Raw genomic sequence first — 22,250 nt, 5'->3', positions numbered from 1 at the left:
CTACAGGCTTTTCGCCATGCGTGGATCGAGCGCGTCACGCAGGCCGTCGCCGAGCAGGTTGACGGCAAGCACGGTGACGGACAGGAACGCGGCAGGAAAGAATACGATGAAAGGCTTGACCTGCCACAGCGCCCTGCCCTCGGCCATGATATTGCCCCAGGACGGAATGGTCGGCGGCGTACCTGCGCCGATGAAGGAGAGGATCGACTCGACGATCATGGCGCTGGCGCAGATATAGGTGGCCTGGACCAACATCGGCGCCAGCGTGTTGGGCAGGATGTGACGCATGATGATCATCGGCGTTCGCGTGCCGGAGGCCGTGGCAGCGTCCACGTAAGGCTGCTCGCGCAACGACAGCACAACGCCGCGCACGAGCCGCGTCACGCGCGGGATCTCGGCGACCGTGATCGCCAGGATGACGTTGCCGACGCTGCCACGTGTCAACGCCATCAACGCAACCGCGAGCAGGATCGGCGGTATCGACATCAACCCGTCGATGAACCGCATCAAGATCCCATCTGCCCAACGCACGAAGCCCGAGACGAGGCCGACCGCAAGACCGGCAAGCGAAGCCAGCACCGCCACCGAAAGTCCGACGGTGAGCGAGACCCGCGTCCCGTAGAGCACGCGTGAATAGATATCGCGGCCCAGCATGTCGGTGCCGAACCAGAAGTCGGCCGATGGCGCGCGTGTACGCTTGGCGGGTGCGAGCGCGGTCGGGTCGACAGTCCCGAGATAAGGCGCGAAGATCGCAACCAGGACCAGGCAGAGCAGCAATGCGCCGCCGATCGCAACCGTCGGATGACTGCGGAGGAAGCCGAGCACGCCGCGCCGGATTTTCACCGGCCGCAGCAGATCAGGCAGTTGCGGCGCGATGACGAGGCCCGGAGGCAGGGTTACAGTGCGGGTGGTGGATACGGTCAATAGCGGATCCTCGGGTCGACCAGGGTGTAGATGACGTCGACCATTAGGTTGATCAGCACATAGAGGAAGCTGAACACCAACACGATGCCCTGGATGACCGGGTAGTCGCGGCGCAGGATCGCGTCGATCGTCAGTCGGCCAAGGCCCGGGATCGCGAACACGCTTTCGGTCACCACGGCGCCGCCGATCAGCAGGGCGATGCCAATACCAATCACCGTCACGATCGGAACCGCGGCGTTCTTCAGTGCATGAACGAACAGGATGTCGCGCATCCCAAGGCCCTTGGCGCGAGCCGTGCGGATATAATCCTGCTGCAACACTTCGAGCATGGAAGCGCGCGTGATGCGCGCGATCAGCGCGATGTAGATATCGCCGAGCGCAACCGCCGGCAGGATCAGGTTCTGCAGCCACGGCCAGACGCCTTCGGCGATCGGCGTATAGCCCTGCACCGGGAGCCATTCGAGCTTGAGCGCGAACACGTAGGCCAGGACGTATCCGATCACGAAGACAGGAAGCGAAAAGGCGAACACGGCGAATGCCATGATGCTGCGGTCGATCCAGCTTCCCGCCTTCCACGCCGCCACGACGCCGAGTGGCACGGCGATCAGAACTGTCAGGGAGAGCGCAATCGCCATCAGAGAGAGTGTCGGCTCGATACGCTGCGCGATCAGCGTCGAGACCGGCAGGCTGGTGAAGATCGAGGTGCCAAGATCGCCGTGCAGGATGTGCCAGAGCCATGACCCGAACTGCACCAGAAACGGCCGGTCGAGGCCGAGGCTCTGGCGTATCCGTTCAACGTCGGCGGGGCTGGCCTGATCGCCGGCGATCACGACTGCGGGATCGCCCGGTGCAATGTAGAGCAGACTGAAGACGAACAGCGCGACGATTGCCATCACCGGCAACGTCGCGACAATGCGCCGCAGGATATACGAGACCATGTCGGTTCACCGTACCGTCGTCATGCGGTCTTCGACACGCCCCAGAAGAACGGCAGCGGCCCCTTCGCGATGCCGGAGATGGTCTTGCGCCATGCCGTGTAACCCAGGAAGAAGCCGGTCGGCGCATAGACCACGTCCTCGAGTGCCGCCTTGTTGAGGTGATTGATCGCCGCCTTCTCTTCATCGAGATTCTTGGCCTCGAACCACGCCACGACATCCTTCTCCACGGCATCGCTCGAAGGCCAGCCGAACCACGCCTTGTCGCCATTGGCGCGAATGGCGTTGTAGGGCGCGGGGTTGATGCAGTCGGCACCGGCGTGCCAGGTGTGGAACATCTGCCAGCCACCCTGCCCCGGAGGCGTCTTCTGGGCTCGGCGCGATCCGACCGTGCCCCAGTCGGTCGCGACGAAATCCACATTCATGCCGAGCTTCTTCAGCAAATCCGCGGTGACGTCGCCCTGCGCCTTGGTGATCGGCTGGTCCTGTGCCACGAGGCAGGTGACCAGCTGGCCCGAATAGCCGCTCTCCGCCAGCAGCTTCTTGGCCGCGTCGAAATCGCGCTTGCCTTTGAGGATCTCGCCGCCCGCCTCCGAATAAAGCGGCGTGCCCGGCGTGAAGAAGCCGGGGAGCGGCTTCCAGAGCGAGGTGTCATCTCCAACCAGCGCCCGCATGTAGTCTTCCTGGCTCATCGCCATCAGTACCGCACGCCGCGCCCTGACGTCGTTGAACGGCGGGTAAAGGTGGTTCATCCTGAAAGAACCGACGTTGCCGAGCGGATCGGCGATGTCGACGTTAATGTTGCGGTTGCTCTTGAGTACCGGCACGAGATCGGTGATCGGGCTTTCCCACCAATCGACCTCGCCGTTCTGCAATGCGGCCGCTGCCGTGGCGGGATCCGGGATCACCACCCATTCCAGGCGGTCGATCAGAATCTGCTTGCCGCCAGCGAGCCAGGACGATTTTTCCTGCCGCGGCACATAGTCGGTGAATTTCTCGAACACCGCCTTGGCGCCGGGGACCCACTCGGCCTTCGCGAACTTCATCGGCCCCGAACCGACATAGTCGGTGATCTGCTTGAACGGGTCGGTCTGCGCAATGCGCTCAGGCATGATGAAGGCAATCGGCGTATTGTTCTTGCCCAGCGCGTAGAGCAGCTTCGGATAGGGCTGCTTCAGCACCAATTTGAAAGTCTTGTCGTCGACGGCAATCAACTCCTGCTGGAGCGCCTTGATCATCAGTCCCATCGGATCGCGGGCCGACCACCGCGTGAGGCTTGCGATCACGTCCTTGCTGCGCACAGGCTCGCCGTCGTGGAACTTGAGCCCCGACCGCAGACGAAAGGTCCAGGTCAAGCCATCATCGGTGACTTCCTCGGACTCGACCATCTGACGCTGCGGCTGCAATGTCGCGTCGACGCCATAGAGGGTGTCCCACACCAGCGCGGCGGCGTTGCGCACCACATACTGGGTCCCCCAGATCGGATCGAAATTCGCAAGATTGGCCTGCGGCACGAAGCGCAAGGTGCGCGCCGCTGCGCCTTGGGAAAGGGCCGGCATCGAAAGGCCGCCTGTCGCCGCGAGGCTGCCTGCCCCGGCCAATCCTTTCAACAAAGTCCTGCGATCCATGAAACTCTCCCAAACGTCGGTTGTTGTGGCGACTCCGCCCGTTTCATCGGTGGAGGTTTGGCACAAGGCGAGGTGACAAAGGCGGTCGAACCGGTGATGCAGATCAATTTGCGTGCAAATGGTATGCCAGCATGGTCCGGCGGCACCGGGGGGGAGCGGCAACTTTCGGGCGCGCGCATTTTCAATGCGATCACGCGGATTTGCGATCCCCTATCAGGTGCTTACCGACAATCTCGACATCGTTGTGTTGTCGATCATGACGTTGTCCGGACGCGCTGACGCTCACCCCGGACACGTCACCGCAAGTGGCTTACAGAAGCCTTGCACCGAAATTCAGCTCCGGATCCATGTCCGGCATCAGCCGTCCGGTTGGCTTCGCTGCCTCGCCGCCGCCACGCGCAAGGAAACGGCCGGAGCCCGCTTCGACAGAACGCTTGCCGTCGGACACGATCACACGCCCGCGCGAAAGCACGGTGACCGGCCAGCCGCGCAGCTTGCGGCCGGTGAAGGACGTGTAGCCGGCGAGATCATGCATCATGGCGTCGCTCAGCGTGACCTCACGCTGCGGATCCCAGATCCCGATATCCGCATCGGCCCCGACTGCAATCGAGCCCTTCCGCGGATGCAGATTGTAGATCTTAGCCGGTGCAGTCGCGGTCAAATCGACGAATTTTTCAAGCCCCAGACGGCCTTGGGAGACCATCGCGTCGAACAGCAATGGCAAACGCACTTCCAGCCCCGGCAAGCCATTCGCGATCTGCTTGAAGTTGGGATTGGGGCCAGCGCGCAGCTTGCCGGTTTCGTCGAACCGATACGGTGCGTGGTCGGACGAAACCGTCTGCAAATCTCCGAGCGCGAGCGCCCGCCACAACGCCTCTTGATCGGTCGCGCGACGTGGTGGAGGGCTGCACATCCACTTCGCGCCTTCCACGCCTGGTTTGTCGAGATCGGCGGCGGTGAGAAAGAGATATTGCGGGCAGGTTTCCGCGAATACTTTCAGCCCCTGGCCGCGCGCATCGCGGATCACCCTAGCGCCTTCCGCCGTCGACACGTGAAAGATCATGATCGGCTGGTCGATCAGGGCCGCCATGCCGATCAGGCGATTGAACGCCTCCGCTTCAGAGACGCGCGCATGGCTGATGGCGTGGTATTTCGGATCAGTGTAGCCGCGCGCGAGCAGCCGTTTCACCATCCAGGAGATAATCCCGTGATTCTCGGCATGAGCGCACAACATCGCGCCGCCCTCACGCGCCGCCAGCAGGATATCCAGCAGCGGTTCATCCTCGATCTTCAGCCGGTCGTAGGTCATGAAGATCTTGATCGAACCATGCCCCTGCTTGACCAGACGAGGCAAATCCGTTTCCAGCGTCTCCCTGGTCGGATCAGCAATGATCATGTGAAAGGCATAATCGATGACGGCGCCCTTTCTGGCGAGCGCGTGATACTCCTCGAGCACCTGGGGCAGCTTCATGCCAACGTGCTGGGCCGCGAACGGGATCACGGTGGTGGTGCCGCCGAAGGCCGCCGAGACGGTCGCGCTCTCGAACGTGTCGGCGTTGACGATGCCCGCGGCCGAAAGCTGCTCGATGTGGGCGTGGCTGTCGACACCGCCCGGCAGAACCAGCTTGCCGCGCGCGTCGATCTCGCGCCGCCCGCCCGCCAGCCGGTGACCGATCGCAGCAATCGTTTCACCGGAAATCGCGACATCGGCCTCGAACACATCGCTCGCAGTCGCGACGCGTCCGCCGCGAATGACGAGATCATACGTGAATTCAGTCATCACAAACTCCCGGGTCCTGGCTCTTACGCCCTTCGAAGAACGCACAGATCGCGCGGGCCGCGCATCGCTGATGGCACGTCGATTGCCTCTGCTGTAATCTCGCCATAGCGCTGCCTCACGTTGCCGCGCGAAGCATCATCCCGCAGGAAACCACGATGTCCCGGCCACGCATCCTCGTGATCAATCCCAATTCCAACCAACTCGTCACCCAGGGCTTCGAGGACGCCTTGAAGCCGCTTGGCTTTGAGGGCGGCCCCGAAATCATCTGCACGACGCTGGCCGAAGGTCCTTACGGAATCGAGAGCCAGGCCGATGCCGACAGTGTCACGATGCCGCTGCGCCGGCTGGTGGAGAGCGACAACAGCTCGGCGGCCTTCGTCATTGCCTGCTACAGCGATCCTGGTCTGCATGTCTGCCGTGAAGCAACCGACCGGCCCATCTTCGGCATCGCCGAGTGCGGCGTGCTGACGGCGCTGGCGCGCGCCGATTCGTTCGGCGTCATCGCGATCGCGCAGCGCTCGATCCGCCGTCATATGCGCTATCTCCGGCAGATGGGCCTGATGGATCGCCTGTCCGGGGAACGACCGCTCAACATGAGCGTGGCGGAGACCGCATCGGGTGAAGGAACGCTGGCGAGGATGATCGAGGTCGGTCGCGCTATGAAGGACGAAGATGGCGCCGGAGCCATCGTGATGGGCTGCGCCGGCATGGCGCGTCACCGCCGAGCGCTGGAACAGGCCCTCAGGATTCCCGTGATCGATCCGACACAGGCCGCCGTGACGATGGCGTTGGGCACGGTGCAGTTCGCCCATCACTGATTCCAATCGTTCTTGACACCTGCGAGCCACGGCGTCCGGGTTTCGGACATCAGTTTTCCGGAGGCGGTTGTGCGCCGGTACGGCTGGTGATCAGGCCGTAATGCTCGATGCGACGATGCTGCGCGAAGTTGAAGATCGTGTCCTTGCCGAAGGCGGTGGCGTCCAGATCGCAGGGGTGAACCAGCAATTCGTCCTCTTCGGTGCCGGCTTCGGCCACAATCTCGCCGTCGGGATTGACGATCAGGGTGCCACCGATCAAGGGATGACCATCCTCGACGCCGGCCTTGGCGACACACACGACCCATGTCGAGTTCTGGTAGGCACCGGCCTGCACCGAGAGCCGGTTGTGGAACAACCGCTTCGCCGGGCCCTCCTCGCTCTTCTCGGCGTTCACCGAGGGCGTGTTGTAGCCAATCATCACCATCTCGACGCCTTGCAGGCCCATCACGCGATAGGTCTCCGGCCAGCGCCGGTCGTTGCAGATCGCCATGCCAAGGATGCCGCCAAGCGCACGCCAGACATTGAAGCCAAGATCCCCCGGTTCGAAGTAGCGTTTCTCAAGATGCTGGAATGCGCGTTCGGTATCGAATTCCGAATGACCGGGCAGATGAACCTTGCGGTACTTGCCGACGATGCGGGCGGATTTGTCGGTCAGGATGCTGGTGTTGAAATGGTGGCCGTCCGGTGTCAATTCGGCGTAGCCGAAGTTCATCGCAATCTGGTGTTTTGCCGCGCGCTCGAACAGCAGCCTGGTCGCCGCATTGGGCATGTCGCGCTCAAACCAGCGGTCGACCTCGGATTGGTCCGTCATGTACCAGCGCGGAAAGAACGTGGTGAGCGTCAGCTCCGGATAGACGATCAGATCGGCGTCCCGAGCCTTGGCTTGATCCATCAGCGCGATCATGCGCCCGACGACCGCCTCGCGGCTGTCTGCCTTCTGGATCGGTCCCATCTGGGCAGCGGCAACATTGATGACACGCATGAGCTTTTCCCGATTACCTTACCTGGTGTTGCGTTTGAGCATCGCCGATCCGTCATCCATCGAAGGCTGCCTGCGCTTCCGGCAGATCCCAGATCCTGCCGATCGCCGCGGTCCCGGCCGAAATGATTGTCGCCTCGTCGCCGGCGACATAGCGGCCGACATCGATCAGCACGCGCCCATCAACGACGATCTGGTCGATAGAGGCGCGGTTCGCCAACGCGATCAGGCCGCGACGCGGATCGAACAGCGGCTGCAGATGCGGATGCGTCAGGTCGACCACGGTGAGGTCGGCGGTTGCCCCCGGCGCGATCGCTCCGAGGTCCGGCCGCCTGATCAGCGCAGCGGCGGTTGCGGTCACCACTTCGATCAGATCGGGCGCATTCGCCACGTCGGCACTGACGGAGCTACTCATCGGGATCGGCGCTCGGCCTCCTGGTTCCGAAGATTCGTTGCCACCGCATCGAGCCCGGCCGGCTCGACAACACCGGCACGCTCGGTGATGACGGCGTACTGCTCGGGCCGCCGATGGGCGGCAAAGTTGAACATCTTGTCCTTGCCCTGCCGGCAGAGGTCGAGATCAAGGTCGGCAACGACGACCTCATCTCCCAACGTCGCCGCTTCGGCGACGATGCGGCCGTTCGGATCGACGATGCAGGAGCCGCCGATCAGTCCGGAGCCGTCCTCGTCGCCCGCCTTGGCGACGGCGATCGCCCAGGTCGCGTTCATGTAGGCGTTGGCCTGCGTCACCAGCGTTGAATGGAAGGTGCGCAGCGCGGCATCTTCCGCGACGCCGCCATTGGGGTCATAGGCTGCCGAATTGTAGCCGACGCAGACCAGTTCAACCCCCTGCAAGCCAAGGACGCGCCAGGATTCGGGCCAGCGGCGATCGTTGCAGATCATCATACCCATGATCGCGTGACACCAATCCGGTCCTGCGCGAAAGGCAGGAAATCCCAGGTCGCCATACGAGAAATAGCGCTTTTCAAGCTGCTGGAAGCGTGCGTCGGCGCGCGGCTCGACCGAACCCGGCAGATGCACCTTGCGATAGCGGCCGAGAATCCCTCCGTCGCGATCGACCAGTATCGAGCAGTTGTAGCGTTGGCGGTCGGCAGTCTGTTCGGCGTAGCCGATATAAAATCCGACGCGGAGCGCGCGGGCGCGATCGAACAGGCGCTGCACGGCCGGATTGGGCATGCTGCACTCGAAATACTGATCCAGCTCATCGCCTTCGAGGTACCATCGCGGGAAAAACGTGGTGAAGGCCAGTTCAGGAAACACGACCAGGCCCGCGCCGCGCGCGGCAGCCGTCTCCAGAAGCTCCAGCATCCGGCCAAGCGTGCGCTCTCGAGGATCCGCTTTTTGCGTCGGCCCCATCTGGGCGGCAGCAGCGCGAAGTATGCGGACCAATATTGCCTCCAAACTGTGCGGATTGCCAATGCACGAGGCGATGCTCCGCTCCATCAGCATTCCGCCGCGCCGCCCATTACGTGAAAACGGCCTGCTAATTGCAATCACCCGTGCTATGATATTTCGGGCGAGACAATAACCGGCAGTTATATGAACCTTCGCCAGTTGGAGATTTTGCGAGCGGTCATCCGGCACCGGACCACGGTCGCGGCGGCGGACGAACTGGCGCTGTCTCAACCGGCGATCAGCAATGCGCTCAAGGCAATGGAAGCGCAGGCCGGCTTTGCCCTGTTCGAACGTGTCAACAACCGGCTATTCCCGACATCAGAGGCGATGGCGCTTTACAAGGAAAGCGAAGCGATCTTTGCGCTTCACGCCAAGCTTGAAAACCGCGTGCGCGATTTGCGGGAAAGTCGTTCGGGGCTGTTGTCGATCGTGGCGACGCCCCCCTTGGCCTATAGCATCATTCCTCCCGCGCTTTCGGACTTCCTGCAACAGCGGCGGCAGACGCGGGTCTTCTTTGACGTGCGTCGCTATGAAGGAATCATCGAAGGCGTGACGAGCCGGGTCGCCGAACTGGGCTTCGTGCTCGGCCTGTCGCATCATCCCGGCATCGCGCATGAGGTGGTCCACACCGGCGAAATGGTCTGTGTCCTGCCGCCGAAGCATCCACTGGCCGAACATCCCGTCATATCCGCCTCCGATCTTGTCGGCCTGCCCTTCATCGGGCTGGAGCGCGGAACGCGACTGGGCGAAGCGGTACGCGAGAGCTTTGCCCGGGCCGGTGCGCCGTTTCAGCCGACGGTGGAGGTGCGATACTGCAACACTGCCTGTGTGCTCGCGGCCGCCGGCGTCGGCGCTGCCGTCGTCGATCCATTCTCGCCGCGCCAAGCCGGCAGCCACGACCTCGTTGTCAGGCCCTTCACGCCCAGAACACCGGCCGTAGCCCACATGCTTTGGTCGGAGGCAGAACCCCTGTCGCGCCTGGCCAAGGCGTTCCTAGACGAAGTGCGAAAGGCAAGCCGTGTTCTCGGTCCGACCAGCCCGTACGCAAGTTCGGAATGATGCCGGAGGCTCTAGTGCTTTGTTTGACGCGTTTTCTTCACGCGGACCGGTCGCCACTTCGCTAGAAAACGCCCTGGAAATCCGGCTATTGACGGCTTTTCGCACCTATTTGATGCTGGGTACACGATAACGAGGTTGGACGAATTGCGAGATAGAAAATGGGATGAGCGGTTCATGCTTCTGGCGCATCATTTGGCGCGTTGGAGCATTGAAAAGGGACGCCGCGTGGGCGCCGTCGTGGTCGGACCCGACAACGAAATACGCTCGACTGGGTATAACGGCTTGCCTCGCGGGGTCAACGATGCGGTGAACGAGCGACACTCCCGCATCACGGGCGCAAAATACATCTGGAGCTGCCATGCCGAGCAGAATGCTATTTTCAATGCGGCACGCATTGGGATAGCGCTCAAGGGCTGCACGATCTACGTGCCCTGGTTTCCCTGCGTGGAATGCACGAAGGCGATTATTCAATCGGGCATATCGGAGGTCGTTGGTTATGAACCTGACCAACCCAATTCGAATTGGGCTCAGGATTTTGCGATCGCCGCCACGATGCTGAAGGAAGCAAACGTCGTGGTGCGGTTCATACCAAGGCTCGCAGAGCTTCCGGATGTATCCGAAGAAGACGATTGATCGCGCAGCCTTCCAATCAGGTCGCCAGGCTCGACTATCGCGTACCGTAGGCACGGTCACCGGCATCGCCGAGGCCCGGCAGGATGAAGGCGTTCTCGTCCAACCCTTCGTCGATCGCCGCGAGCCAGATCGGAACATCCGGGTGGATGCCGCGCATGCGCTCGACCCCTTCGGGAGCGGCGATCAGACTGACCAGCCGGACTTCATTGGCACCGCGCTCCTTGAGCCGATCCACCGCCGCGACAGACAGATTGGCTGTCGCCAGCACCGGGGAAATCACGATCACTAATCTCTCGTGCAGATCGCTCGGCGCTTTGAAGAAATACTCCACGGCCACGAATGTTTCGGGTTCGCGATAAAGGCCGATATGGGCGACGCGCGCAGTCGGCACGAGGTCGAGCATGCCCTCCGCAAAAGTCACGCCGGCACGCAGCACCGGCGCAAACACGAGCTTTTTGCCCGAGATCTCCGGCGATTTCATTTTCGCGAGCGGCGTCTCGATATCGACATCGGCCAGCGGCAGATCGCGGGTCACCTCGTAACAGAGCAGCATCCCGATCTCCTTGAGGAGTTCGCGAAACGACTTGGTCGAGGTGTCCTTCTTGCGCAACAGTGTCAGCTTGTGCTGCACCAGCGGATGGCTAACGATCGTGACGCCTTCCATGCCGAGTCTCCGCCCTAAAATACCGTGCCGTCGCTGATAACCTTGATTGGAGGCGATGCGTCGGCGCGGCGTTGACGCGCCAGCCGTCGGCCCGCGGCCCAGGTTCCACCTTCGAGGATTTTCGCCAGCGGCAGAGCGGCTGCATCGAGCCCGAGGCGTCGGCGCACATTGTCCGCGACGCAGTCGAGCAATGCCACCGTCAGCCCCCGCCACTCCACGACAAGCGGTGAAGCGACGTCATGCTCCCGGAGCGCTGCACCATCGTCGCGGAATGTCAGCACGCCATTGTCGACGAAGAGACCGCCGTTGCGATACTCGGCAAGCCCGGTCAGCCCGTCGATGTCGGTCACAGCAATTCCGGCATTCTGCAGCGGCTCGATCAGCGAGTAGGCCAGCCATTGCGAGAGCTTGTGCAACGGCATCAGGTGGCTGGTCGCATCCCCGGTCGCCAGCATCGGATGCTTCCAGCAATCACCGAGTGCGATGCCGCCGAGCGTCAGCCGCGACGGCCAGATCGGCCCGAGCTCCCTGAGCAGTTTCGACAATATCGTGGCGGCCGGGAGCCTGCGATCGTCGGCCAGCGATGCCAGCCGGTCGAACAGCCCGCCGGGCCGCGGCGTATCGAAGCGTCCGAATACGGCCGGATTGGAGGCCACCAGCCGGCCGAGGCTGCGCAACAAATTCACCCGGCCGTCGATGCCGACCAGCGGATTGGCACCCGACACCTGCATGCCGTTCACGAGGTCTGTCACGGATAAATTCGCCAGCACGTCAGCATCGGCTCGAAGCGGCTGTCGCGGATCCAACGAGAACGCGCCAGCGGCGAACATCGCAAGGCTGGCCAGTCCCAATCCCTCCGAACGGCCAATGGCCGATCCGGTCACCGGGTCGCAGTACCGCCATGACGGCCCGGCACCGGCGTCCAGAAACACGCTGACCATCGCCAGATCGAATTCGGCGCGAGCCCGTGCCGCGCGATCCGGCCATGCGACCTGGTTGGCCAGGCCCGCCCAGCGATCGACGCCATTGGTGGAGAAATGCCGCCAGCGCGAATGAAACGGCACCGCCAGCGAGGGATACGCCGCTCGCGTGGTCTGCACCACCAGTTCGGCCGTCGAATCCATGCGGTCGAGGTGGACGCGGAAGTTCGGCAGCTGATCCTCAAGGCCGATGGCAAGCAGCCGGTGCGCGCGCTCCCGCACCGCCGCGGCATTGAGCAATGACAAGGCCGCCGCTGTCTCGGACATCACGGAGGACATGGCCGCGCTCAATATCTATCGAGCGACCGGCCGACGAAGTCGCGCTGGGTGGGCTCCTCCGGCGAGTAGTACCCGGCAGCCTTCTTCGCAACGATTTCGACCTGGGCGTCCGCCGGCACCAGATCGTCGGGGATCGGTACGCGTTCGACGATGTCGATGCCCTGACTCACCAGCGCGTCATACTTCATGTCGCTCATGGAGACGAAGCGGTCGATGCGTTTCAGTCCGAGCCAGTGCACGACATCCGGCATCAGCTGCTGGAATCGCGCATCCTGTACGCCTGCGACGCATTCGGTGCGCTCAAAATACTGCGCGGCGGCATCGCCACCTTCCTGCCGCTTGCGCGCATTGTAAACCAGGAATTTGGTGACCTCGCCGAGGGCGCGGCCTTCCTTGCGGTTGTAGATGATGATGCCGAGCCCGCCGGTCTGCCCGGCGCGCACGCACTCCTCGATGCCGTGCAGCAGGTATGGGCGGCATGTGCAGATGTCCGAGCCGAACACGTCGGAGCCGTTGCACTCGTCATGCACGCGGCAGGTGATGCTGGTGCGATGGTCCGGCAGTTTGGCGACATCGCCGAACAGATAGGCCGTCGTACCGCCGATCGGCGGTAGAAACACATGGAGGTCGGGCCGTGTCACCAGTTCCGGAAACATGCCGGCCGTCTGCTCGAACAGCTGTCGGCGCAGATTGCTTTCCGTCGTGGCGAAGCGCGCCGCAATTCCCGGGAGATACCAGACCGGGTCGATCGCGATCTTGACGACGGAGACGCTTCCCCCCTCGTGAACGACAGCGCCGTCGCGCTTGAGCCGTCCGGCCGATATCGCGGCCTGCAATTCGGGCAAATCGAGGCGGGCGCGGGTGATCGCGATGCTCGGACGGATATCGACGCCCTCGGCAATCTCTTTCGAGAACGCCTCTGCAGCCAGGTGTCCCCACGGATCGAGCGAGACGATCCGGTTTGGATCGGTCCATTGCGGGAATGGCCCAATCGTGGCGGCAGGTTGCGTGTTGGTCAGGTCCGGCCGCCGGATCGGATCGAGCGCGCCCGACGAGACCGCCAGCGCGCGATAGATCGAATAGGAGCCGCTATGGGTGCCGATAACATTGCGCTGCTGGGGGCGCGAAACCGTCCCGATCACTGGGCCGCGTTCACGTGCCGTCGCCGCTCCCCAATGAATCGGGAATTCAATCTTCGCACCCGGCGCCGGATGCGACGTAATCCGAATATGATCAGTTCGATTAGAACGAGTCATCACGCACCACGAGATGTCGACGGCCGGCCGGGCGGACAAGCCCGGTTGCCGGCAATCGAAGGATTCTTCAGTATGGCCGAATTGCGGCTGAACACAACGGCCGTTTCGAACGGTCGTGGGGCATTAACCGTAGGGTTTACAACGCGATCATGACCCGTGGAGCCGTGACCGCCTCCTGTTTGCGCGCCGGTGAACGAAGTGGCGGTCGCGGCATGGGGCACGCTCCTTGCAACATCGCACGTGCTACCCCGGAAGAGGCGATCTCATGACCAAGCAAAGCGTGAACCTCGTCAACCATCCCCTAGTCTAGCACACGCTCTCGCTGATGCGCGACAAAGATCGCTCCACCAAGGGGTTTCGCGAGCTGCTGAACGAAGACAGCTTCAAAGCTAACAATTGAAAGATTTGATCCACCTGTCCCTGACGAGGCGGCTTGCGCGCGCTCGTGTCAAGCGCAGGAGGAGAATATTTGCAATATGCCGGGGTCGCCTAATCTTTACGCGAACTCTCCCCGCCGAGATCCTGACCTTTGCGGGTCCGGTGAACTTGGGGAGTACGGGGAGCGGCGTCAGGCGTATCCTTCACGCCACCTGCTCGGCACGCTCGCCTGAAATCCGCGTCGCCATCGAGAAACGCCTCCAGCATGAACGGAATCAGCTCACCCACTTCCTCCTTGATACCGTAGGTTTCGGCGTAGAAGTCAGCGTACTTTCGCAGCCTCTGTGCGAGACCTGGCGTAAGCACAACATTCATCTTCACCGGCGTCCGATCGGGCAGCTTCGCAAGCTTCATCCCTCACCTGCCCTTCGCCGCTGTCTGAACGTCGTGGTACGGCTTCAGCACCAGATCCTTCGAAACAATCACCCGCAACGGCCAGCCCGGCCGCACCGTGATCGTCGGCTGCACGTCGAGCTCGCGCTCGACCAGGCGCTGGCCGGCTCGATTGGTCGTTTGCTGGGTGCTTTCCCGCAGCGCTTTCACGAGGTCGCTCTCGTCGTTTCCAATCGATAGCTGTGTCCCCACTCCGATCAGGGTCGCCAGGGCAACGCCCTTGAGCAATTGCCAGGTATGGAAGTCCACCTGATCCTCGAGCCCGGCGTAGCCCGCAACGTCAGTGGCCGGAAGATTCTCGATCACGATCGAATTGCCGTTCGGCAGTACGAGCCGTGTCCAGATGACTAGCGCTCGCTTCTGACCAAAAGCGACGACACTGTCGTACTTCCCCACGATTCTCGTCCCTTGCGGGATCAGAAGATGCTCACCCGTTACCGTATCGTAGACGTTCTCGGTAACCTGGCCGATAGTCGCCCCAGGCAAGTCCGAATTCAGTCCAGTGACGAGGCTTGCTGGGATGATCGATCCCGCCATGACGGCATAGGTGGATGGCGCCGGTTTGAGCGCATGGGGATTGGTGGTCTCCGTGTCGGCTTTCGCTCCGACGAAGGCCACCTTTCGCGCCTGCGACGAGGGAATGATCTCGCTGGAGCGGTCGACCATCGCCTGCGTGGCCTTTGCAAGTTCCGCAGCAGACGGTCCCGTATCGGACATTGAGGGCCGGAACGCGGATGGAGAAGCCGCCGGCGCTTCGGCCGTAGCCGCCTGCTTGCGCTTATCCTGCTTCTCCGACAGGCGGACGAACAAGCCCGACTCTTTCGCCTGTTGAGCGACCCGTGTTTGGCGGATCCGCTCGGCCCTTTCGGCGTCCTCCTCCGGGTTGGTCCGGAAGCCCGTGTCCGACGCGACGCCAGCCTTCTTCTCGTTCTCCGCAAAAGCCCGGCCAATGTCCCCAGGCGACGGCGGTCCAAGCCGCGGTGTCGATGGCGGCAACTCCTCATAGGACTTTGGCAGCTTGCCCAAGCCCTCGGCGGTCTGCTTGCGGTCGGTATTATAGAGCTCCGTCCGCTCCGACGGCTTGAAGGAGTGCGGTCGGAGCGCAATCAGTATTGCCCCGCCAACGAACAGCGCCGCAACGGCGCAGCCGATCATGAGGGCGCGCCTGTTGAGGCGCCGAACGGGCCGCGGACGCGCTCGCAGTTCCAGCGGCTCCGGACCCTGATCCAATCCTGTCGTCATGAGGCGCTCCCGGTGCTGAAGACCTGCGACACCGGTCGCGCGTCGATGCGAATGATCCGGACGATGCGCTGTGGATCCTCGCCAAGGCGAAGCTCGGCGGCACCGAACATCCGATCGACGATATAGTAGGAGCCGCGGACCCGGTAGTTGACGAGGTTCGGTCGGCCGTCGGCTCCGGCGACGAACAAGGGCGGTGCCTCCCCCTGCGACAGGCCGGACGGCATCTGGATATAGACCTTACGGCCGTCGTCGAAGGCGCGCACCGGACGCCACGGGGGATCATCTCCTTCAATCCGATAGCGGAAGTTCAGGCTGTCGAGCCGGACGCCGCGGTCGGCGACCCGCTCCTCGCTTTCCTGGGCGACGGCGTTCTGCTTGTGGAGCGCAACGAGCGTATCGGTCGGATACGTCCACGAGATGGACGCCATGTATGTCTGCTTGGTCGAGACCAGCTCAAGGTGATAGGCGCGCCGATCGGTCAGGACCACGAGGTTGGTCTGAATATCCGGAAGCGTCGGCTTGACTAGAATATGCACCCGCCGGGCGCTTCCCTGCCCGCTCGAGGTATCACCGACCACCCAGCGAACTGTGTCGCCGGTGGAGACGTCGATCAGTTCCTCGCCTTGTTGAAGCGCGATGGTCGAGACCTTCTCTGGGCTGGCATAGAGCCGGTAGAGCGCACCTTCCGTCCAGGGGTAGACCTGGATGGCGTTAATATATCCGGCGCGCGTCGGCTCCATCCGTGCCGCCTTGTTGGCCTTGGCGATCGCTTGCTCGGGCGGCAGCTTTTCTTCCTTGGCGGCCTTAGTCGGAAAGGGCTTCAACTGGCCGGGCAAAGGGAGGACCTTGGGGGTTTCGACGACTTGTACTGGCGCCGGCGGATCGGTCTCTGGAAGCGCCTTCTCGAAGGTCATCTCATCGTAGGGCGCTTCGAGATTGAGCTTGGTGGCGCAGCCGCCAAGCCCAAGCGACAAAGCAAGGACGCTGGCCGACGCGAGCTTGGTGAGGGCTTTGGAATTCATTTGGCATCTCCAATGAGGTCGCGCGACCAGTTGAGGGAATGGACATAGAGGCCGAGGGGGTTCTTCCGCAGGGTTTCGGCATCCGCGGGCGGCTTGAGAACCGTGGTGACGAGACCGGTGAAGCGCTCTGTCTTTGCGATCGAGCCGTTCTCGTAGGTGTTCTCTTTCCAGCGGATCTCGAAGCTGTCGCCCGACGCACGCACCACGGACGTGACTTCGGCGGTCACCGTCTTGGAGCCGATCTTTGTGAATGGATCAGCTTCCCGCGCGTAGTCGTTCAAGGCCTGCGCACCACGGTCCGTGACGAAGTCGTAGGCACGCAGCCAGTTCGCCCGGACGATGACCGGGTCGATCGACAGCGAGCGGACGTTCTCAATGAACCGCGCGAGGAAATGCGCGATCTGCGCGTCCGACGGCTGGTAGGACTCGAGCGCCGGCCCGACTGCTCGGACTTCACCGAGCCGATCGACCTCGACCACGTAGGGGGTAACGCTCGACCGGGCGATCTGGGTAAAGATCGTCAATCCGAGGACGCCGGACAGGCCGATGGCCGCCAGCGCTGCCAGCCGCCAGTTGCTGGCCTGCACACGGGCAGAGCCTAGCCGCTCGTCCCAGACTTGGGCTGCCTTCTGATATGGCGTGACCGGCTCCGGCGTCTCGCCATAGCGGACGGACGCACGCTGAAAGGGGTGACCAGCCATATCTTACTCCTCCCCCAGCTTCGGACCCGAAGAATGCCCGCCTTTGTCCCCCTCCTTGAGGGTGTGAGCAGCGACCTGAGCCGCTTCCCTCGCGTGTCCCCGTCCCGACGAGGCCGGCGCACGACCCGCGCCTGAGGCCGCCGCTCCGTTCGTTGCGCCGCCGGTGCTCGCGCTCGAGAGCTGATCCACGGTTGCGGCCCGGGCTGACGTGCCCGCCACCGAGGACGCACCGGTGAGCGATGCTGCGGAGCGAACCGCAGTCATTGAACCACCCGCCGCAAGACGTAGCCCACCCGCGGCCGCCGCTCCGCCGCCGATCACGACAGCCGCCGCACCCGCCACCGTTCCCGCGGCTGCGCCGGCGCCCAGCTGGGGTGCACCCGAGACCAGGCCCGCCGCGATTCCAGGGCCAAAGATGCCAAGGCCAAACAGCGAAAGGGCCGCAAGCAGCAAGCTCATGGCCGAGACGATATCGACTGGCCGGGTCAGCGTGCTTGCGAGCTGACCGAAGATGGTCGAGCCGATGCCGATGATGATCGCAAGTACCATCACCTTCACCCCTGAAGCGACGACGTTGCCAAGGGTCTTTTCCGCCAGGAACGCGGTCTTGCCCCACAGCGCGAACGGCACGAGAATGAAGCTTGCGAGCGTCGTCAGCTTGAATTCAATCAGCGTGACGAAGAGCTGCACAGAGAGGACGAAGAAGGCGAGCACGATCAGGATCCAGCAGAACAGCAGGATCAGGATCGTCGGCAGGTTGGTCAGGACATCAAGGCCGGAGAATTGGCCGGTCTCCTCCAGGAGAGGATGAGCGGCCGCAAACCCGGCGGCGGCGACAAAGCCTGGCCGCGCCAGGTCGGCCGCACTTAAGGTCCCGCCCGAGGCCTTCAGCCCAATGCTGGAGAACGACGCAAAGACAATGTCGGCGAGGCTCTTGAAGTTACCGATGATAAACGCGAAGGCGCCGACATAGAGCACCTTCTTGGCAAGCGTGACCATGATATGGTCGTCCGCGCGCATGCTCCAGGCAAGCCCGGCAAGCGTCAGGTCGATGCCGATCAACGTTGAACTCAGGAATGAGACGTCGCCAGACAGAAGACCAAATCCGGAGTCGATGTAGCGCGAGAAGGTCTCGGTAAAGCGGTCAATGACGGAGAGATCAGCCATGGCGCCCTCACCTACCTGCCGCCGGTGTAGGCATGGCCATCGCCGATGAAGCGATTAAAGCGCTCCTTCGCGGCGGCCGACGACGCCTGCTGTTCAGCGGCACGCAAGGTGTCCGCGCGCGCCTGGGTTGCCAGTAGTGCCTGGGTCTGCAACGACTGCTTGATCTGAAGGCCGAGCAGTTCGTTACCGGACTGTTGAGCCTGCAGCGAGCCGACCGCTGCGGACGAATTCGCCATCAGGGTTCGAAGCGTCTGGCCATCCTGGTCCAAAGAACTGACGATAGCCGACTGAATGGTGAGCGACTGCTTCAACCCATCGTAACTGTTGTCCCAACGCGATGTCGCGTCCTGCACCATCCTGTCGGAAGACAAGGCTGCTGCATATTGGCGGGGATACAGGCGTTCAAAATCCTGCTGGGTCTTCTGAACATCGAATGAGAGGTTCTTCGCCTGAGCAATCAGGCCGTTCATCTGATTGATCGTCGACGTGAGCTGACCGACGACGCTTGTGGGCAGGCTCGCGAGGTGCTTGGCTTGATTGAGTAGCGACTGCGCCTGATTTTCGAGGCTTCTGACTTGATTGTTGATCTGTTCAAGCGCACGCGCGGCGGTCAGGAGATTCTGACTGTAGTTCGTGGGATCGAAGACGATATCGAACGCGCCGAGCCGTCGAGATCCATTCACCGCGATGACGAACGAGAGTATCGTCGTTATGATAACTCTTGAGGTTGTACCCATAAGCGCGCGGCCGATACGTTCGAGCATGGAAGACTCCAGGGACTGAGGTTGAGGTCAGGCCCCGCGGGCCTGTTCAAAGGTGCTGATGAGGTTAGCGGCCCAGTTCAGACCGCGTTCGGCGAGGTAACGCTCGGCGAAATGGTGAGACCCGGTGCGGGCGAGGACGGCGTCAATGGCGCGCTGATCCTCTGGTGAGGAAGCCCCGACGAGCGCGAGCGCGACCGGTCCAAGGCCCAGCTCAAACAGACGGTTTCCGGCGCGGGACTGCAGATAATAGTCGCGCTTGGAGAATGCTTCCGCGATCAGGCGAACCTGCGTGTCATTCAAGCCGAACCGGCGATAGGTCTCGGTCTGGGTCGGCTCCAGCGCCCGGGGGTTCGGCAGGAATATCCGGCTTGGACAGGATTCGATGATCGCAGGCGCAATCTGGCTGTCGGCGATATCGGCGAGTGACTGGGTCGCGAAAATGACGGCCACGTTCTTCTTGCGTAGCGTCTTCAGCCATTCACGAATGCGGCTCGCGAACAGCGGATCGTCCAGAAACACCCAGGCCTCATCCAGCACCAGCAGCGTGGGCCGGCCATCAAAGCGCTCTTCAAGGGTGTGGAACAGATAGGTCAGAACGGGCGCCACAAGGCCAGGCAACGCCATCAGTTCTTCCATCTCGAAGGTGAGCACGTCTGCGCCCGAAAGACGGTCAGCGTCCGCGTCCAGGAAACGGCCGTACGGTCCTTCCAGCGTGTAGGGCTGCAGCGCCTGCCGCAGCGTATCGCGGGCAAGTAGCGCCACGAGGCCGGTCATCGTTCGCTGCGAGACGGGTGCAGATCCGAGGCTCCTGAGCGCCGACCAGAGCGTCTCCTTGACCTCGGGCGTTACGGTCACGCGCTCATGGGCGAGCACGCCGCAGAGCCAGTCGAGCGCCCAGAGTCTCGCGCCCTCCTCCGCGACATCCTTGAGCGGCTGAAAGGCGATACCGCCCTTGGCGCCCAGCTCGTACCAGGCCCCCGACAACGCGAGCGTAGTGACCCGTGCCGAGCGGCCCTTGTCAAACGTGATCAGTTGCGCGTTCGGATAGCGGCGAAATTGAAGGGCGAGCATCGCAAGCAGGACCGACTTGCCCGCGCCGGTCGGACCGACGATGATCGTGTGCCCGACATCTCCGGCGTGGAGAGACAACCTGAACGGGGTCGCGCCCTTGGTCTTGGCGATCAGAAGCGGCGGGCCATCAAGGTGCTCGCACCGCTCAGGTCCGGCCCATACCGCCGACAATGGGCACATGTGGGCCAGGTTCAGCGTGTGAACGATAGGCTGGCGGATATTGGCATATGCCTGCCCAGGCAGGCTGCCGAGCCAGGCTTCCACAGCATTGACGCTCTCGCGAATGGCCGTGAAGCCCCGGCTATTGATCACCCGCTCGACCGCGCGGATCTTCTCATCGGCTTGATGCGAGTCCTCGTCACTGACGGTGACGGTCGTGGTGATATAGCCGAAGGCAACCAGATCATCGCCAAGCTCGGAGAGCGCCGCGTCGGCGTCGAGCGCCTTGTTGCTGGCATCAGTGTCCAGCAGTGCCGCCTGCTCGTTGAACATGACCTCTTTGAGGATCGCTGCCAGCGACTTCCGCTTGGCAAACCATTGCCGTCGATAGCGCGACAGCGTTGCGTTTGCCTGCGTGCGGTCGAGCGGAATGAATCGCGTCGCCCAGCGGTAGGCAACGCCGAGCCGGTTCAGTTCATCGAGCAGGCCCGGAAAAGTGACGTGCGGAAACCCAAGAACGGTCAGTACGCGCAGATGGCTCCGTCCGATCGCGGGGGACAATCCGCCAGTCAGCGGCTCATCGCTCAGGAAGCAATCGAGATAGGCCGGAATCTTGGGAACGCTGACCGGATGGCGCTTGGTCGAGACGCAGCTATGAAGATAAGTCAGCGTCTCCGCATCGTTCAGAGGCCAGATCTCGGGCAAGACCGACGAGAGCAGATCGATCGCCCGGTCGGTTTCCTGGACGTACCGCTGAAGACGATCGCGATAGCCTTTCTCGTCGCTGTCAAATCTCTGCTGGCCGTCAATCTCGCCGTCCTGGATGCCGCCTTGCGCAGAACTCTTACTCGATTGGTCGCGACGAGTAGGTTTCCCCTTTCCCGCGATGCTATGCCCATCCTTGGAGCGCTCGAGAAATAGACCTTCGAGGCGCGAGACCGTTTCGGCTGGCGGTAGATACATCAAGGTCAGATGCAACACACTTTCAAAATGCTGCCCGTCGGGGCGCGACGGATCCTCCCACGCCACCCCAGCGGCGCCGGAGAACGCGGCCCGCCGCTCTTCATCCACCAGCCAGGACACCGGATCGGGAAATTCCGACCGCGGATATTCGCCAGTCGGAATGCGCGTGGCATCAAAGAAGAGAGCCCAGCCTGAGCCAAAACGCTTCAAGACATTGTTGACACGGGACGTGACGCTCATCAGCTCGGCCTCGGTCGCACTGTCGAGGTCCGGCCCGCGGTAGCGTATCGTCCGCTGGAAGCTGCCATCCTTGTTCAGGATGACGCCAGGAGCAACCAGGCATGCCCATGGCAGCCAATCCGCTAGCCGATAGGCATTGCCGCGGAATTCTCTCAAGTTCAGCATGCGAGCCGCCCCTTGTGCTTGGTATGACGGATAGCGACTTCGACGAAGGCCGGGTCGCGCTTGGCGAGCCAAACGGCCGCGCTGTGGCCAATGACCCAGAGCACGAGGCCTGCGAGCCAAAGGCGCAGACCGAGTGCCAGCACGGCGGAGAGTGTCCCGATCAGGATGGCGGCGGCACGTGGGGCGCCGCCGATCAGAATGGGCTCGGTCAACGAGCGGTGGAGCACGAGTTCAAAACCTTCCGCGCGCATCAGATCAGGGCTCCGCCACCGAACGAGAAAAACGACAGGAAGAAAGAGCTGGCGGCGAATGCGATCGAGAGGCCGAACACGACCTGGACCATCTTGCGGAAGCCGCCGGAGGTATCGCCGAAGGCCAGTGATATGCCGGTTACCGTGATGATGATGACGGCGACGATTTTGGCGACGGGTCCCTGCACGGATTCCAGGACACGCTCGAGCGGAGCCTCCCACGGCATGCCAGAGCCTGCGGCGTGCGCTGCCGGGACGCTGAGAAGCATGCAGGCTGAGGCCGCGCCGAGCTCCATCAAGGGAAGCCCGCGGATCGAGCAGAA

Annotated in this window: 22 protein-coding genes and 1 pseudogene; 4 read left to right on the top strand and 19 right to left on the bottom strand. The window is 62.7% G+C overall.

What is annotated here, in order from left to right; translation table 11 throughout:
• From AC066Y_RS10625 to hydA, 4 genes are all read right to left on the bottom strand, one after another.
• Window positions 1–924 carry an ABC transporter permease gene (locus AC066Y_RS10625; RefSeq protein ID WP_106325643.1) on the bottom strand — a complete coding sequence of 308 codons (924 nt, stop codon included), beginning with the start codon at window positions 922–924 and terminating at the stop codon, window positions 1–3.
• On the bottom strand, window positions 921–1,862 hold the full coding sequence (locus tag AC066Y_RS10620) for an ABC transporter permease (protein WP_092124209.1): 942 nt from the start codon (window positions 1,860–1,862) through the stop codon (window positions 921–923). The genes AC066Y_RS10625 and AC066Y_RS10620 overlap by 4 nt, the downstream gene beginning before the upstream one ends.
• Window positions 1,863–1,882: 20 nt before the next feature.
• Window positions 1,883–3,487, bottom strand: a complete 1,605-nt coding sequence (locus AC066Y_RS10615) for an ABC transporter substrate-binding protein (protein WP_478273830.1) — start codon at window positions 3,485–3,487, stop codon at window positions 1,883–1,885.
• A gap of 310 nt (window positions 3,488–3,797) precedes the next feature.
• On the bottom strand, window positions 3,798–5,267 hold the full coding sequence (gene hydA, locus AC066Y_RS10610) for a dihydropyrimidinase (protein ID WP_478273829.1): 1,470 nt from the start codon (window positions 5,265–5,267) through the stop codon (window positions 3,798–3,800).
• A gap of 155 nt (window positions 5,268–5,422) precedes the next feature.
• Between hydA and AC066Y_RS10605 the strand changes: the two genes are divergently transcribed.
• Entirely contained in the window at window positions 5,423–6,085 is a 663-nt protein-coding gene (locus AC066Y_RS10605; protein ID WP_478273828.1) for an aspartate/glutamate racemase family protein, read from the top strand.
• Window positions 6,086–6,134: 49 nt separating this feature from the next.
• On the opposite strand, the gene AC066Y_RS10600 is transcribed toward AC066Y_RS10605, so the two are convergent.
• Genes AC066Y_RS10600 through AC066Y_RS10590 form a run of 3 tightly spaced genes read right to left on the bottom strand, consistent with a single transcriptional unit; the run spans window position 6,135 to window position 8,474 of the window.
• Window positions 6,135–7,067, bottom strand: coding sequence for an N-carbamoyl-D-amino-acid hydrolase (locus tag AC066Y_RS10600; protein WP_478273827.1), 933 nt, complete (start codon window positions 7,065–7,067; stop codon window positions 6,135–6,137).
• A gap of 52 nt (window positions 7,068–7,119) precedes the next feature.
• Window positions 7,120–7,479 carry an amidohydrolase family protein gene (locus tag AC066Y_RS10595; RefSeq protein WP_478273826.1) on the bottom strand — a complete coding sequence of 120 codons (360 nt, stop codon included), beginning with the start codon at window positions 7,477–7,479 and terminating at the stop codon, window positions 7,120–7,122.
• Window positions 7,476–8,474, bottom strand: a complete 999-nt coding sequence (locus AC066Y_RS10590) for an N-carbamoyl-D-amino-acid hydrolase (RefSeq protein WP_478273990.1) — start codon at window positions 8,472–8,474, stop codon at window positions 7,476–7,478. Before AC066Y_RS10590 ends, AC066Y_RS10595 begins: the two co-directional genes overlap by 4 nt.
• A 150-nt stretch (window positions 8,475–8,624) precedes the next feature.
• Here AC066Y_RS10590 and AC066Y_RS10585 point away from each other — a divergent pair, with 150 nt between their 5' ends.
• Both AC066Y_RS10585 and AC066Y_RS10580 read left to right on the top strand, forming a co-directional pair.
• On the top strand, window positions 8,625–9,539 hold the full coding sequence (locus tag AC066Y_RS10585) for a LysR family transcriptional regulator (RefSeq protein WP_478273825.1): 915 nt from the start codon (window positions 8,625–8,627) through the stop codon (window positions 9,537–9,539).
• Window positions 9,540–9,674: 135 nt separating this feature from the next.
• Complete coding sequence (locus AC066Y_RS10580) at window positions 9,675–10,172, top strand: deoxycytidylate deaminase (RefSeq protein ID WP_478273824.1); 498 nt, start codon at window positions 9,675–9,677, stop codon at window positions 10,170–10,172.
• A 34-nt stretch (window positions 10,173–10,206) separates the two neighbouring features.
• Here the strand turns inward: AC066Y_RS10580 and upp are convergent, their stop codons facing one another.
• Genes upp through AC066Y_RS10565 form a run of 3 tightly spaced genes read right to left on the bottom strand, consistent with a single transcriptional unit; the run spans window position 10,207 to window position 13,351 of the window.
• Complete coding sequence (gene upp / locus AC066Y_RS10575; RefSeq protein ID WP_092124203.1) at window positions 10,207–10,836, bottom strand: uracil phosphoribosyltransferase; 630 nt, start codon at window positions 10,834–10,836, stop codon at window positions 10,207–10,209.
• Window positions 10,837–10,850: 14 nt separating this feature from the next.
• Window positions 10,851–12,095, bottom strand: a complete 1,245-nt coding sequence (locus tag AC066Y_RS10570; RefSeq protein ID WP_478273823.1) for a URC4/urg3 family protein — start codon at window positions 12,093–12,095, stop codon at window positions 10,851–10,853.
• A gap of 8 nt (window positions 12,096–12,103) precedes the next feature.
• Window positions 12,104–13,351, bottom strand: coding sequence for a GTP cyclohydrolase II (locus tag AC066Y_RS10565; RefSeq protein ID WP_478273822.1), 1,248 nt, complete (start codon window positions 13,349–13,351; stop codon window positions 12,104–12,106).
• 265 nt (window positions 13,352–13,616) lie between these two features.
• Here AC066Y_RS10565 and AC066Y_RS10560 point away from each other — a divergent pair.
• A pseudogene (locus tag AC066Y_RS10560) lies at window positions 13,617–13,727 on the top strand (uracil phosphoribosyltransferase); the annotation flags it as partial.
• 113 nt (window positions 13,728–13,840) lie between these two features.
• On the opposite strand, the gene AC066Y_RS10555 reads toward AC066Y_RS10560, so the two are convergent.
• The 9 genes from AC066Y_RS10555 to AC066Y_RS10515 are packed head-to-tail and all read right to left on the bottom strand — an operon-like array spanning window position 13,841 to window position 22,223.
• Window positions 13,841–14,143, bottom strand: coding sequence for a DUF2274 domain-containing protein (locus AC066Y_RS10555; RefSeq protein WP_143046845.1), 303 nt, complete (start codon window positions 14,141–14,143; stop codon window positions 13,841–13,843).
• 3 nt (window positions 14,144–14,146) lie between these two features.
• The gene (locus tag AC066Y_RS10550) at window positions 14,147–15,424 is read right to left on the bottom strand and encodes a TraB/TrbI/VirB10 family type IV secretion system protein (RefSeq protein ID WP_478273821.1); all 1,278 of its coding nucleotides are present in this window, start codon (window positions 15,422–15,424) and stop codon (window positions 14,147–14,149) included.
• Window positions 15,421–16,446, bottom strand: a complete 1,026-nt coding sequence (trbG, locus tag AC066Y_RS10545; RefSeq protein ID WP_478273820.1) for a P-type conjugative transfer protein TrbG — start codon at window positions 16,444–16,446, stop codon at window positions 15,421–15,423. Before trbG ends, AC066Y_RS10550 begins: the two co-directional genes overlap by 4 nt.
• Window positions 16,443–17,147 carry a conjugal transfer protein TrbF gene (trbF, locus tag AC066Y_RS10540; protein ID WP_478273819.1) on the bottom strand — a complete coding sequence of 235 codons (705 nt, stop codon included), beginning with the start codon at window positions 17,145–17,147 and terminating at the stop codon, window positions 16,443–16,445. The genes trbG and trbF overlap by 4 nt, the downstream gene beginning before the upstream one ends.
• Before the next feature lie 3 nt (window positions 17,148–17,150).
• A complete protein-coding gene (gene trbL / locus AC066Y_RS10535) occupies window positions 17,151–18,314 on the bottom strand; it encodes a P-type conjugative transfer protein TrbL (protein ID WP_478273818.1) in 1,164 nt (387 codons plus the stop codon).
• An 11-nt stretch (window positions 18,315–18,325) separates the two neighbouring features.
• The gene (gene trbJ, locus AC066Y_RS10530; RefSeq protein ID WP_478273817.1) at window positions 18,326–19,078 is read right to left on the bottom strand and encodes a P-type conjugative transfer protein TrbJ; all 753 of its coding nucleotides are present in this window, start codon (window positions 19,076–19,078) and stop codon (window positions 18,326–18,328) included.
• 27 nt (window positions 19,079–19,105) lie between these two features.
• Window positions 19,106–21,676, bottom strand: a complete 2,571-nt coding sequence (gene trbE, locus AC066Y_RS10525) for a conjugal transfer protein TrbE (protein WP_478273816.1) — start codon at window positions 21,674–21,676, stop codon at window positions 19,106–19,108.
• Window positions 21,670–21,927 carry a VirB3 family type IV secretion system protein gene (locus tag AC066Y_RS10520; RefSeq protein WP_246924998.1) on the bottom strand — a complete coding sequence of 86 codons (258 nt, stop codon included), beginning with the start codon at window positions 21,925–21,927 and terminating at the stop codon, window positions 21,670–21,672. Before AC066Y_RS10520 ends, trbE begins: the two co-directional genes overlap by 7 nt.
• Window positions 21,927–22,223, bottom strand: coding sequence for a TrbC/VirB2 family type IV secretion system protein (locus AC066Y_RS10515; RefSeq protein ID WP_478273989.1), 297 nt, complete (start codon window positions 22,221–22,223; stop codon window positions 21,927–21,929). The genes AC066Y_RS10520 and AC066Y_RS10515 overlap by 1 nt, the downstream gene beginning before the upstream one ends.
• Window positions 22,224–22,250: the final 27 nt, after the last annotated feature.

The organism is Bradyrhizobium sp. USDA3010 (assembly GCF_056429065.1).
Note: the sequence above shows the minus strand (reverse complement) of the source record. Positions and strands in the feature narration are given on the sequence as shown.

Bases quoted from the DNA above. Each gene is read 5' to 3' on its own strand.
- AC066Y_RS10595 (WP_478273826.1), bottom strand. From the start codon at position 7,479: ATGAGTAGCTCCGTCAGTGCCGACGTGGCGAATGCGCCCGATCTGATC.
- AC066Y_RS10570 (WP_478273823.1), bottom strand. From the start codon at position 12,095: ATGTCCTCCGTGATGTCCGAGACAGCGGCGGCCTTGTCATTGCTCAAT.
- AC066Y_RS10585 (WP_478273825.1), top strand. From the start codon at position 8,625: ATGAACCTTCGCCAGTTGGAGATTTTGCGAGCGGTCATCCGGCACCGG.
- AC066Y_RS10555 (WP_143046845.1), bottom strand. From the start codon at position 14,143: ATGAAGCTTGCGAAGCTGCCCGATCGGACGCCGGTGAAGATGAATGTT.
- upp (WP_092124203.1), bottom strand. From the start codon at position 10,836: ATGGAAGGCGTCACGATCGTTAGCCATCCGCTGGTGCAGCACAAGCTG.
- AC066Y_RS10550 (WP_478273821.1), bottom strand. From the start codon at position 15,424: ATGACGACAGGATTGGATCAGGGTCCGGAGCCGCTGGAACTGCGAGCG.
- AC066Y_RS10520 (WP_246924998.1), bottom strand. From the start codon at position 21,927: ATGCGCGCGGAAGGTTTTGAACTCGTGCTCCACCGCTCGTTGACCGAG.
- AC066Y_RS10615 (WP_478273830.1), bottom strand. From the start codon at position 3,487: ATGGATCGCAGGACTTTGTTGAAAGGATTGGCCGGGGCAGGCAGCCTC.
- trbL (WP_478273818.1), bottom strand. From the start codon at position 18,314: ATGGCTGATCTCTCCGTCATTGACCGCTTTACCGAGACCTTCTCGCGC.
- trbF (WP_478273819.1), bottom strand. From the start codon at position 17,147: ATGGCTGGTCACCCCTTTCAGCGTGCGTCCGTCCGCTATGGCGAGACG.
- AC066Y_RS10600 (WP_478273827.1), bottom strand. From the start codon at position 7,067: ATGCGTGTCATCAATGTTGCCGCTGCCCAGATGGGACCGATCCAGAAG.
- trbG (WP_478273820.1), bottom strand. From the start codon at position 16,446: ATGAATTCCAAAGCCCTCACCAAGCTCGCGTCGGCCAGCGTCCTTGCT.
- trbE (WP_478273816.1), bottom strand. From the start codon at position 21,676: ATGCTGAACTTGAGAGAATTCCGCGGCAATGCCTATCGGCTAGCGGAT.
- hydA (WP_478273829.1), bottom strand. From the start codon at position 5,267: ATGACTGAATTCACGTATGATCTCGTCATTCGCGGCGGACGCGTCGCG.
- AC066Y_RS10605 (WP_478273828.1), top strand. From the start codon at position 5,423: ATGTCCCGGCCACGCATCCTCGTGATCAATCCCAATTCCAACCAACTC.
- AC066Y_RS10565 (WP_478273822.1), bottom strand. From the start codon at position 13,351: ATGACTCGTTCTAATCGAACTGATCATATTCGGATTACGTCGCATCCG.
- AC066Y_RS10620 (WP_092124209.1), bottom strand. From the start codon at position 1,862: ATGGTCTCGTATATCCTGCGGCGCATTGTCGCGACGTTGCCGGTGATG.
- trbJ (WP_478273817.1), bottom strand. From the start codon at position 19,078: ATGCTCGAACGTATCGGCCGCGCGCTTATGGGTACAACCTCAAGAGTT.
- AC066Y_RS10515 (WP_478273989.1), bottom strand. From the start codon at position 22,223: ATGGAGCTCGGCGCGGCCTCAGCCTGCATGCTTCTCAGCGTCCCGGCA.